We start from the raw sequence: 11,580 nt of genomic DNA on the forward strand, positions 1-11,580 counted from the left end.
TCGAGAAAAATAATCATCTAAGAATTGGCATACAGAATGTTAGAAACTTATCTTATAAAAGAGATAAATGCGTAGATTAAATAGATATAGTTTCTAAATTATTTTAACAGGATTAAATTAGTAGTTAATCAGCTATAGCAATAGCTTCTATTTCAACACGGACATCTTTTGGTAATCTAGCAACTTCAACACATGAACGAGCTGGGAAGTTATCATTAAAGAAAGAGCTATATATTTCATTAATTGTAGTAAATTCTGTCATATCTTTGATAAAGATAGTAGCTTTAATAACCTTATCTAGACTAGATCCTGCAGCTTCTAATACAGCTTTTAAATTTTGCATAACTTGAGTAGTTTGCTCTTTTATACACTCGCCTGATATGCTTCCATCTGGTCTCAAAGCGATCTGGCCTGAGGTATAAACAAAACCTCCAACTTTTATAGCCTGCTCATATGGACCTATTGCTTGAGGAGCATTGTTAGTATTTATTTTTATTTTTTCCATTTTTATATATCCCTCGCTACTTTATATGTTGGGTCAATCTCTTCAAAAACACAGTATGGGCCTGCATTTTTCAATATTTCACGACAATCTTCACTTAAATGTCGTAAAGTAACCTTTTTACCTATATCTAGATATTTCTTAGTTATTGTATCTATAGCTTCAGCACCTGATATATCCATAACTCTAGAATTAGCAAAATCTAAAACAATACTATCAGGATCATGCTGTAAATCAAACAAGCTTATAAAAGAAGTTGTTGAACCAAAAAATAATGGTCCAAAAAATTCATATACTTTTGTACCATCTTCTTCACGATGAGTTCTACTTCTTACTTGAGAGTTTTTCCATGCAAATACTAGTGCTGATACAATCACACCAGAGATTACAGCCACAGCTAAATCTGCATAAACTGTAATAACAGTTACAATAATCAATACTAATTTATCTGAATTTGGCATATATCTAAGTCTATTAGTACTTTCCCAAGCAAAAGTATTAACACAAACCATAAACATAATACCCACCAATACAGCTAATGGTATCAATGATATCCAGTGAGATAATACAACTACAAAACTAATCAACAAAATCGCTGCTGTTAGTGATGATAGGCGTCCTCTACCACCATTTGTGAAGTTGATTATAGATTGACCAATCATTACACAACCAGCCATACCACCAAAGAAGCCACAAGTTATATTACCAACACCTTGGGCTACGCACTCTTGGTTTCCACTACCTCTTTTACCATCCATTTCATCTAAAACAGATAGTGTTAGTAAAGACTCTATAAGACCTACTAAAGCAACTAATACGGAGTAAGGTAATACAATCCAGAAAGACGCCCATGTTAAATGAAAATCTGGAATAGCAAAAGTTGGGAAGCTTCCTGATATATCTTGGTACTGACCAATATTCTCAACAGGTAATTTAAATGCGATAGCTACTATTGTTACAACTACAATAGCCACAAGTCCTGATGGAATCTTATCTGTAATTTTAGGTACAAAATATACAATAGCCATTGTAATAACTACCAACGCATACATCCATATATTTGCATCATGGAAAAATCTAAGCTGAGCCATTGCAATCACAATTGCTAAACCATTTACAAAACCATACATTGCAGGTTGAGGAACTAACCGAATAAACTTACCAAGTTTAAATAAACCAATTAAAATCTGCCATACTCCAGCCATAATCGTACATAACAATATATATTGCAGAATGTACATGCTTGTTTGCTCTTTGGTCATACTATGCAAAATATCCGCCGGAATAATTGCATGTATATGTATCCCTAGAGCAATTAAAACAACTGCTACAGAGCCAGTAGCTCCAGAGATCATACCTGGCTTACCACCTACTAACGCTGTAATAAAACCAAGTATAAATGCTGTATATAAACCAACTGTTGGTGAAACTCCTGCTAACAAAGAAAAACCTATTGCCTCAGGTACTAGAGCAACAGCAACAACTATACCAGATAGAACATCACTTTTTATATTTCTACCTATAAAGGTATTTTTATAATCTAACAATTTACTTCCTATTATTATTTTTTTACCATAGCCAACCCGAAAAGTATGTCATTCTAGGACTTGATAGTAGAATCTAATTATGAAATCTATAATCATGGATCCTATAGTCAAAACATATTCAAGCTAACTATATTTAGTTAAAGTTTAGGGCTATAAAGATACCATAAAAGTAGTTAGTATTTAAGTAGAACAAAATTTCACTTAAATAAATTAAATTGTATTTTTATATTTTTTTAAACAAATAACAGCCACTACAACCATAAAAATTAATAGAGGATATATACTATTTAATATATCAAAGAAACCAGCTCCTTTTAGCAAAATTCCTCGAACTATATTTAGATAATGAGTCAGCGGCAATATATTACCTATAACTTGAGCCCATTCAGGCATTCCTTCAAAAGGAAACATAAATCCAGATAGTAATATCGATGGCAAGAAAAAGAAAAATGTCATTTGCATTGCTTGTAGTTGTGTATCAGCAACTGTTGAGAAAGTTATCCCCACCAAGAGATTTGCTATAATAAAAGGAAATGTCGCGACAAGCAATAATAAAATACTACCAACAATTGTTATACCAAATATTACTTTAGCAAAAAATATAATTAGTAACAGCTGAATATAACCCACAACTATATACGGAGTTATTTTACCAAGAATAATTTCTAAAGAAGTTACAGGTGTTGCAAGCAAAGACTCCATAGTACCATACTCTTTCTCTCTAGTTATAGTCAAAGATGTAACCATAACCATCGTCATTGTTAAAATAACTCCAGCTAAAGCTGGCACAATATTATTTTGCGTTTTACTCTCTGGGTTATATTTATTATGAATTACAAAGTTAAATGGCTGCTTTTGCTGAACTTGAGATTTATTTGAAAAATATTGGCTATATATAGCTTTAACTTTATTTATAGCATCTAACGCAGCACCTGTACCAGAGTTTGCTCCATCAGCGATTATTAAAATATCAGGTGACTGCCCACGATAAACATCTTTCGTAAAGTTTGGTGGAATATCTATTATAAATTGAACATTACCTTTTTGCATCAAAGTCATAGCTTGATTGCGTGAAAGGTTTTGATACTTAATATCAAAATATTTTGTATTATTAATTTTCTCTATAAGATAATTTGTCTGTAGAGTTCTATCGTTATTAACAAGAGCCGTGTTTAAGTGCTTTGGATTCATATTAATAGCAAAGCCAAAAAGTATTACTTGAATCAAAGGTATACCTATGACAAGTCCAATAGTCACCTTATCTCTAAGCATATGAATAACTTCTTTTAAGAAAATCGCATAATATCTATTAATATCAAAATACTTCATGCAAAATTATCCTGTTGGCTTTTCATTAAAAATATAAATGCATCCTCTAAAGATGTATCTATCTTTTGCCATTCAAACTCACTATATTCTTTTTGTATATCTGCTACATCTACATTATTTTTAACACTTAAATGTACACTACTACCAAACATAGAAACTTGCTCAATCTCATTATTATTCTGCAACTCTAAAACAACTTTATAAACATTTTTTCCCGAGATATTATATGTTTTGATGCCACAACTATCTATTATATCTTTCTGTGTCCCACTAGATAGTAACTTACCATACGCAATATAAGATAGCTTATTACATCTTTCTGCCTCATCCATATAGTGAGTAGAAACCAGTGTAGTTATACCTTTACTAGATAAAGTTGAAATATAATCCCAAAACTCTCTTCTTGCTTTAGGATCCACTCCAGCAGTTGGCTCATCTAATAATAAAAGTTTTGGGTCATGAATTGTTGCTACTCCAAGTGCTAGTCTTTGCTTCCAGCCACCTGAAAGCTCATAAGCCTTTTGATTTGCTCTTGCTTTACCCATTTGAAGGTTATCGATAGTTTTATCTACAGCCTCTTTGATGTTTTTTAGACTATGTAATCTAGCAAAGATTATAAGATTTTCTTTGACTGTTAGATCTGGATACAATGTAAACTTCTGTGTCATATAGCCGACTTGCTGCTTGATAACACTAGCATGTGTACCAATATCATAACCAAGACAAGTCCCCTCTCCTTTTGTTATTGGCAGCAAACCACAAACCATTCTTATCGATGTAGTTTTACCTGAACCATTAGGCCCTAAAAAACCATAAATATCACCCTCTCTTACTTGTAAGGAAATATTGTCTACAACAGTTTTTTCACCATATACTTTAGTCAGTTTTTTTACATCAATAATAAAGTTATCTTTTAAGCTTTGGTTCATTGTAATTCTACCTTTATAGGCTCTCCTATATGAATCAACGAATTTTTAGGTGAATATTTCACTCTAGCTTTAACTTCAAAGGATATTTCTGAATCAGAGTTTATACCATATAGTAGTGGAGGTGTATATTCAGCTTTATTAGATATATAACTTATTTCTGCTTGAATATTTTTACCATCAGTATTTTTAATATTGATTTTTTGGCCTAAATTCACTCTTGCTAGATCCTCTTTCGATACATAAAATACCACATATACATCTTGAGGATTAATAATCGTAATAACAGGGCTATAAGCTCTCACCTCCTCTCCAGTTCTATAAAAAATTTGATAGACATAACCATCTTGAATAGCCTTTACATCAGCAGATTTTATTTTCTGTTGTAAATAATTTGAGTTACTATTAACAGACATAGACATAAAATTTGCTGCTGCAACTAGATCTTCTCGAGCTGGCATCTTATTCATAGTTTGCATAACTTCAAGATTTCTTACTTGATTTATCGCCTCAACAAGCTTCCCCTTAGCTTGTTCAAATTGCTTCTTAGAAGTACTATCATCCTTTAATAAAGCTTTCTGACGTACATATTCATCTTTTGCTACTTCTAAGTTTGCTTTGGCTGTTCTTATATCGAGATTAGTTCTATCTAAGTATGGCTGTCTTTTACCTTTTGACAAATTATTTGCTATCGCCTCTGATGCTTTATATAAAAATTTATTTGATTTTAAAAGAGTCTGATTTTTTGATGAGTCTAATATAAATAATTGCTGGCCTTCTTTAATATATTGACCTTCTCTTACCTTTAGATCTAAAAGTCTGCCACTTTCGTCTGAAGATATATATCTAATATCAGTACTAATATATCCAGGTATAACTTCTACTTTAGATCTAAAGAAATAATATAATACTCCTAAAAGACATATTATTACTAATAAAGCTATAGCAAAACCTTTTCGCTTATCAATCATTTCAACTTATAATTAAGAGAATATCCATAAATTATAGATTAATTATATTTCAAAATAAATTTTAAGCTGTGCAACTGTTGATATTTACAGCAAATTAAGTAATTATTTTGAAATCAGAAAAAATAAATTTAAATTATGTTTAAAAAAATAATTGCTACAGCTGCTCTAGCTAGCTGTATAAACTTTGCTGTTGCAGATGTTGTTAATATTTATGCTCATAGAGGATTACGCCCATTAGCTCCTGAAAATACTCTACCAGCATATACTGATGCTATGCGTGTTGGTGTTGATGTTGTTGATATGGATGTCAATATGACTAAAGACAAAGTTCTTGTAGTTAGTCATAACCTAACGCTAAATCCTGATCTAACAAAAGATAAGAATGGTAATTGGATTAAAAAAGCAATTCCAATAAAAGATCTAACTTTAGCTCAATTAAAACAATACACTGTTGGATATATAAAACCAAATTCTCCAACTGCAAAAATGTATCCAAATCATGTTGCAATGCCTGGAGTACATATTCCTACGTTACAACAAGTAATAAACTATGTTAAGTCTAATGTTGGTAGCCGTGTTCGTTTACAAATCGAAATAAAGACTAATCCTAACCAACCTGATCAAAGCTGGACAGCTCAACAGATGGCAACAGCCTTAAATAAAATACTAGTTAAAAATCAAATATCTAGTAGTGTTGAAGTACAAGCTTTTGAATGGCAGGCATTGATAGATCTTCAAAAACTAAATCCAAAAGTTCAAACAGCTTACCTAACTGATAGTTACAGTGATCCTATGGACAGTGAAGCAGCTAAAAAAATGGCTGGACGTAAAAAACTAACGGCCCCTCTTGATCCTAAAGACTATAATTATAACTATCCAAAAATGGTTAAAAAGCTTGGTGGAACTTTCTGGGAACCTTATGAAAAAGACTTAACAAAAAAAGACCTTGATGAAGCTCATAAGCTAGGACTTAAAGTTGTAACATGGGGATGGACAGAAAGAGAAGGTACTGACTTTAACTATAAAGTGGCAAGTAAGCTTATCGATTGGAGAGTTGATGGTATTATAACTGATAGACCAGATATTTTAAGAGGTCTTGAAGCTGCTAAAGGTCTTGATTTACCACCAGCTTACCCAAATATGCCTTTCCCAAAAACAATCTAAAAAGTATTAGTTTATAATTTTTATCATCTAAGTAAATTTTTATTGAGGAATGAAAATTCTTAAACTAAACTAATTGCTACGTAATAGTAAAAAAATAAACCAAAGATATAGATAACTTTATGAATTTTTTAAAACCTGCAAAAAATTTGCCTTTACTAGCTAAAGAGCAAATACAAAAACTATACCCTCATTGGCGACTAAGAATGTTTCTAGTTGCCTATATCGGCTACTTCACATACTATTTTGGTAGAAGTAGTTTTGATGTATCTAAACAATATATCACAACACTATCACCTGATGAGCTAGGACTAATAGGTGCTGGCTTAGGTATTGCTTATGGTGTCAGTAAATTTCTTATGGGTAATATTTCTGATAGAAGTAATGCCAAAGTATTCTTAGCTATAGGCTTATTTATAACAGGATTTATTAATCTTTTATTACCTAGTCTTCTTTCTCTAGGTGTTCTTGTTATGTTTATAGCAATGTTTTTAAATGGTTGGGCTCAAGGTATGGGTTGGCCAGCTTGTGCACGTATTATGACTCACTGGTTCTGCTCTAACGAACGTGGAACTAAAATGGGGATCTGGAATACTGCTCATAACGTAGGCGCAGGATGTTTAGCGATCGTTGTAGTTCCGATTGGGTTATATTTATTTAGTGGTGACTGGCATGGACTTTTTTATGTTGCTGGTGCATTATGTATAGGCGTAGGTATTTTAATATTAATTTTTGGTGCTGATACTCCTCAATCACTAGGTTTACCAGCTATTGAAGTATATAAAGGTTACACTACCGCTGAAGCACATCATGAGAAAGAATTCTCAGCTAAAGAGATATTCTTTAAGTATGTATTAAATAATAAGTGGGTTTGGTTAATAGCTGTTGCAAATGCTTTTGTATATTGTGCAAGATATGGTCTTGGAAGCTGGGCTCCTTACTACCTAGTTCACGTTAAGCATTTATCAACTTCTGATGGTCTTATTGCTTATGCTATGTTTGAGCTACCAGCAATTCCAGGAACTATAGTCATTGGTTGGTTAACAGATAGATTCTTTGGTAGTCGTAGAGCTCCAATGAGTGTAATATGTATGATTTTATTTATTGGTGCTTTACTTGTATATTGGTATAGCAACACTCCTGTAGTACTTTGGGCATCATTATCTGCAATGGGGATATTAATATATGGTCCTGTTGCCTTGATTGGAATATTAGCTCTAGATCTTGTTCCTAAAAAAGCAGGCGGAACAGCTGCAGGATTTACTGGATTATTTGGTTATTTCCTAGGTACTGTTGGTGCTCAAGCTGTAATTGGTGCGATTGCTACATTCTTAGGTTGGAATGCTGTATTTGTCTTCTTATTGAGTGCTTGTGTTATTGCTATAGTTCTTTTGGCAATATGTTGGAATCTTGGCTATAATAAAGTTTCCGAGGACTAGATTATACGCCTAGATGACTTTTAATAATTTATTAAAAATTTTGATAACCTCTATAATTTTTATCTCATCAATATCATACTCATTAAACTCTATAGAGATTAATAAATCCTTTGATAAAGCAGTAAAAAACAATCAGCTTAATTCTGCTCTAATTGGAGTTAAAATTACAGATTTAAATAATGGTAAAACAATATACTCTAAAAATGCTGATAAAAACTTCATCCCGGCTAGCAATACTAAACTTGTAACTAGTACAGCTGCCTTACTATACCTTGGGAAAAATTTTAAATACAAGACCAAACTTTATTATGATAAATTTCAAAATCATACTATAAATAATCTATATATAGTTTTTTCTGGAGATCCTAGTTTTACTACTAAAGACTTACAAAATCTATTAAGCTCATTAAAGACTTCTAAAATAAACAAGATTAACCAAGTCTATTTTGTTAATAAGTTTTTCACCGGCCGTAATACTTCTATAAATGAAAGTCAGTCTAGTGCAATATTTGCCTATGGAGCACCAAGTTCAGTATATAACCTTAATGAAAACTCTGTAGCATTAGAGTTAACACCTGAAAAGCAAACCTTTAATATTAAACAAATATCTGGCGAGCCATTACAATTTAAGAACGAACTATTTATTGCTAATAAACAACAGCTTAAAACATGTCAGTTTAATGGTTATAACTATGCTGAGACATTAATTCTTTCAGGATGCTTACCTAAGAATACTTATACTTTTAGTTTTGCAGTTCAGAATCCAAAACTTACAATGAAAAAAGCCGTCTTAAGAGAGCTATCAAGAATAAACATCACTACAACGAATAATATAAAAGTTACTACAAAGCTTCCCAAGAATGCTACTTTATTAGCCCAACATAATTCAACTAAATTAGATGTATTGTTAAAGCATATGCTAGTTATCTCCGACAATCTATATGCTCAAACAATACTACGAACTATCGGCTATTATTATAATGGTGTTGGTAGCATCATATCTGGGAAAAATACTACTTTTGAAATATTAAAAAATAAACTCAAGCTAAACACTGACAGTATACAACTAGAGGATGGCGCTGGGATGTCAGATAATGATCTACTAAATCCTAACTTCCTAGTAAACTTATTATATAAAATGTCTTTAAATAAAGATTATAAACTTTTTAAAAGTATGCTAGCAATATATGGAGAAACAGGCACATTAAAAAATTTCAAAGGTAATGATCTTAAAGGTAAAGTTTTTGCAAAAACAGGTACTCAAACTACAGGTATAGCATTATCTGGATACCTTATTAAAAACAATAATCAATATGCTTTTTCAATACTTATCAACTCCTTAAAAGAGTCTCAGAAATCTCAAGCTCATAATTTTGAAAAAGAGTTATTAGAGAGTTTATATACAAACTAACGGTTAGTAAAAAATTTCTATAACCAACAAAACTATAGAAAGTAAATTTAGTATAATCAAAGTATAACTAATATCTTTAAAGCCTGATATAAGAATCTTATAAGCCGTCCATAGAATCAGCCCCAGTATCACACCATGAGTTATTGACCCTGTCAAAGGAATTATAAACATAGTTAATAACGCTGGTACTGCTTCTGGTATATTATCCCAGTCAATATCTATTACTAGCCTGACCATATGTACTCCAACAATAAATAACACTGGAGCTGTTGCTACTGCTGGGACAAGAGATAACAATGGTGATAAAAATAAAAATGGTAAAAATAATAAACCTGTTACAATAACTCCAAATCCTGTTTTAGTTCCTGCTTTAATTCCAGTTATCGACTCAATATAACCTATTGCTGAACTAGTACCAAATATTCCTGATAATATCCCTGCTATACCTTCAACAGTCAGTATTTGTTTAAAATTTCTAGGTTCTCCTTTTTCATCTAAAAGGTTTCCAGCCTCACAAATACCTATTGCACCAGCCAAGCTATCAAATAACACTGTAAATATAAAAGCAAATATCGCAGGCCATAATGCTATAGATAAAGAATTTACTAAATCAAGTTGACCAAATATTGAAAAATCAGGCATTGAAACAATACCACTAAATTTAGTAGTTAGACCGAAACTTGGAAAAAAGAAGTTCAATATCAAATAAATAAGAGTAATAGCAACAATACCTAAGATCAATGAAGAAGAGTAATTATAATAAGTCAATATCCCAATAAATAATAACCCCAGTAAAAATAAAACAAATGATATATTTATATTAGCCATTTTAATAATATTAACAGGATCAGGCGCTACTATATTTGCTGATTTTAATGCTAAAAAAGCTATCAATAGTCCTATACCTGCAACAACTGCATATCTCAACTGTTTAGGAATAGCCTTTATAATTTTTGTTCTAATATTTGTTATTGATAAAACTGTAAAAATGACCCCTGACCAAAAGACAACACCTAAAGCAACTTGCCAACTTACATGCATTTGTTGGACTACTGTATAAGTAAAAAATGCATTAATACCCATACCTGGGGCGATTGCTATAGGATTATTTGAAAATATCCCCATTAGTATACATCCAACAAAAGACACTACTATGGTAGCAGTCAATGCTCCAGCGAAAGGAATTCCTGCTTGTGATAATATAACTGGATTTACAATGATTATATACATCATTGATAAAAAAGTTGTTACGCCACCAATAGTCTCTCGTTTAAAGGAGAAGCCCTCTTCCCTAAACGCATCAGATATCTTTAATTTCATAATATTTAACCTAAATAAATTTTGCTTCTAAACTATTATTTATAAGTTTAATAATTTGAGCTTCAGATAAGTTTAAAGCTTGTGCTAACTGCCTATAGTTTTCATTAACATAACCACCAAAATATGCAGGATCATCTGAGTTAATAGTTACTTTAACACCCTTTTCTAGAAGTTTAGCTGCAGGATGTTTAGACAAATCTGTTATAACTTTTAAACATTTATTTGATAATGGACACATTGTCAAAGCAATATTATCTTTTATGACTCTTTGAATTAATGTCTCATCATTTAAAATTGCATTACCATGGTCTATCCTATCTATACCTAATACATCTATAGCTTCCCAAATATACTCAACAGGCCCTTCTTCACCAGCATGAGCAACTAAATATAGACCATCTTTCTTGGCTTGCTCAAAAACTCTTTTAAATTTAGATGGAGGATTTCCTAATTCACTACTATCTAAGCCTATACCTATAAAATGCTCACGAAAACCCATCATTTTTTCAAAAGAGCGTAGTGCATGATCTTCTGATAAATGTCGTAAAAAACACACTATAATGCTGGCCTTTATACCAAAGTCTTTTTCGGCTTGTTTAATAGCTTGAGCCACACCGCTAAATACAGTTGATAAACTTATTCCTCTCTCTAAATGAGCTTGAGGATCTATGAACATTTCCGTATGCGTTACATTATCTTGATTTGCTTTTACTAAATACGCATAAGTCAAATCATAGAAATCTTGCTCAGTTAATAACACAGACATACCTTGATAATATAAATCTAAAAAATCCTGGAGATTATTAAAATTATACGCTCTTTTAATTTCATTTATTGAATTATACTTAAGACTTACTTTATTTCTTTGTGCTAACTGAAACATCATCTTAGGCTCTAATGTACCCTCTATATGTAGATGAAGTTCGGCTTTTGACATTGCTAATACACTCTCATATTTCATAATATTTAACAAA

10 protein-coding genes are annotated in these 11,580 nt (G+C 31.6%); 3 read left to right on the forward strand and 7 right to left on the reverse strand.

From position 1 onward, the window contains the following. Positions 1-124: 124 nt before the first annotated feature. The 5 genes from F3D62_RS03730 to F3D62_RS03750 all read right to left on the reverse strand — a co-directional run bounded on the left by F3D62_RS03730 (position 125) and on the right by F3D62_RS03750 (position 5,275). Positions 125-505, reverse strand: a complete 381-nt coding sequence (locus tag F3D62_RS03730; protein WP_150466908.1) for a RidA family protein — start codon at positions 503-505, stop codon at positions 125-127. A 2-nt stretch (positions 506-507) separates the two neighbouring features. Then, positions 508-2,049, reverse strand: coding sequence for a SulP family inorganic anion transporter (locus tag F3D62_RS03735; protein ID WP_150466909.1), 1,542 nt, complete (start codon positions 2,047-2,049; stop codon positions 508-510). A gap of 210 nt (positions 2,050-2,259) precedes the next feature. Then, positions 2,260-3,378 carry an ABC transporter permease gene (locus F3D62_RS03740; RefSeq protein WP_150466910.1) on the reverse strand — a complete coding sequence of 373 codons (1,119 nt, stop codon included), beginning with the start codon at positions 3,376-3,378 and terminating at the stop codon, positions 2,260-2,262. Continuing rightward, positions 3,375-4,307: an ABC transporter ATP-binding protein gene (locus F3D62_RS03745; RefSeq protein WP_150466911.1), complete on the reverse strand. Its 933-nt coding sequence runs from the start codon at positions 4,305-4,307 to the stop codon at positions 3,375-3,377. Before F3D62_RS03745 ends, F3D62_RS03740 begins: the two co-directional genes overlap by 4 nt. Next, complete coding sequence (locus F3D62_RS03750; protein WP_150466912.1) at positions 4,304-5,275, reverse strand: HlyD family secretion protein; 972 nt, start codon at positions 5,273-5,275, stop codon at positions 4,304-4,306. The genes F3D62_RS03745 and F3D62_RS03750 overlap by 4 nt, the downstream gene beginning before the upstream one ends. A 135-nt stretch (positions 5,276-5,410) precedes the next feature. Here F3D62_RS03750 and F3D62_RS03755 point away from each other — a divergent pair, with 135 nt between their 5' ends. The 3 genes from F3D62_RS03755 to dacB all read left to right on the forward strand — a co-directional run bounded on the left by F3D62_RS03755 (position 5,411) and on the right by dacB (position 9,286). Further along, positions 5,411-6,439 (forward strand): glycerophosphodiester phosphodiesterase, encoded by a 1,029-nt coding sequence (locus F3D62_RS03755; RefSeq protein ID WP_150466913.1) that lies wholly within the window; start codon positions 5,411-5,413, stop codon positions 6,437-6,439. 119 nt (positions 6,440-6,558) lie between these two features. Then, positions 6,559-7,875: an MFS transporter gene (locus F3D62_RS03760; RefSeq protein WP_150466914.1), complete on the forward strand. Its 1,317-nt coding sequence runs from the start codon at positions 6,559-6,561 to the stop codon at positions 7,873-7,875. A gap of 13 nt (positions 7,876-7,888) precedes the next feature. Further along, positions 7,889-9,286 (forward strand): D-alanyl-D-alanine carboxypeptidase/D-alanyl-D-alanine-endopeptidase, encoded by a 1,398-nt coding sequence (gene dacB, locus F3D62_RS03765; RefSeq protein WP_150466915.1) that lies wholly within the window; start codon positions 7,889-7,891, stop codon positions 9,284-9,286. Positions 9,287-9,289: 3 nt separating this feature from the next. Here dacB and F3D62_RS03770 read toward each other — a convergent pair whose 3' ends face one another. Together F3D62_RS03770 and F3D62_RS03775 are read right to left on the reverse strand one after the other, a co-directional pair. Continuing rightward, on the reverse strand, positions 9,290-10,606 hold the full coding sequence (locus tag F3D62_RS03770; RefSeq protein WP_150466916.1) for an NCS2 family permease: 1,317 nt from the start codon (positions 10,604-10,606) through the stop codon (positions 9,290-9,292). A gap of 10 nt (positions 10,607-10,616) precedes the next feature. Continuing rightward, a complete protein-coding gene (locus tag F3D62_RS03775) occupies positions 10,617-11,567 on the reverse strand; it encodes an adenosine deaminase (RefSeq protein WP_150466917.1) in 951 nt (316 codons plus the stop codon). Between the last annotated feature and the right edge of the window lie 13 nt (positions 11,568-11,580).

It is taken from the genome of Francisella sp. SYW-9 (assembly GCF_008711465.1).
Lineage (GTDB): Bacteria > Pseudomonadota > Gammaproteobacteria > Francisellales > Francisellaceae > Francisella.

Coding starts and splice junctions, on each gene's coding strand:
- F3D62_RS03760 (WP_150466914.1), top strand. CDS start 6,559: ATGAATTTTTTAAAACCTGCAAAAAATTTGCCTTTACTAGCTAAAGAG.
- F3D62_RS03730 (WP_150466908.1), bottom strand. CDS start 505: ATGGAAAAAATAAAAATAAATACTAACAATGCTCCTCAAGCAATAGGT.
- F3D62_RS03750 (WP_150466912.1), bottom strand. CDS start 5,275: ATGATTGATAAGCGAAAAGGTTTTGCTATAGCTTTATTAGTAATAATA.
- F3D62_RS03755 (WP_150466913.1), top strand. CDS start 5,411: ATGTTTAAAAAAATAATTGCTACAGCTGCTCTAGCTAGCTGTATAAAC.
- F3D62_RS03740 (WP_150466910.1), bottom strand. CDS start 3,378: ATGAAGTATTTTGATATTAATAGATATTATGCGATTTTCTTAAAAGAA.
- F3D62_RS03770 (WP_150466916.1), bottom strand. CDS start 10,606: ATGAAATTAAAGATATCTGATGCGTTTAGGGAAGAGGGCTTCTCCTTT.
- F3D62_RS03775 (WP_150466917.1), bottom strand. CDS start 11,567: ATGAAATATGAGAGTGTATTAGCAATGTCAAAAGCCGAACTTCATCTA.
- F3D62_RS03745 (WP_150466911.1), bottom strand. CDS start 4,307: ATGAACCAAAGCTTAAAAGATAACTTTATTATTGATGTAAAAAAACTG.
- dacB (WP_150466915.1), top strand. CDS start 7,889: ATGACTTTTAATAATTTATTAAAAATTTTGATAACCTCTATAATTTTT.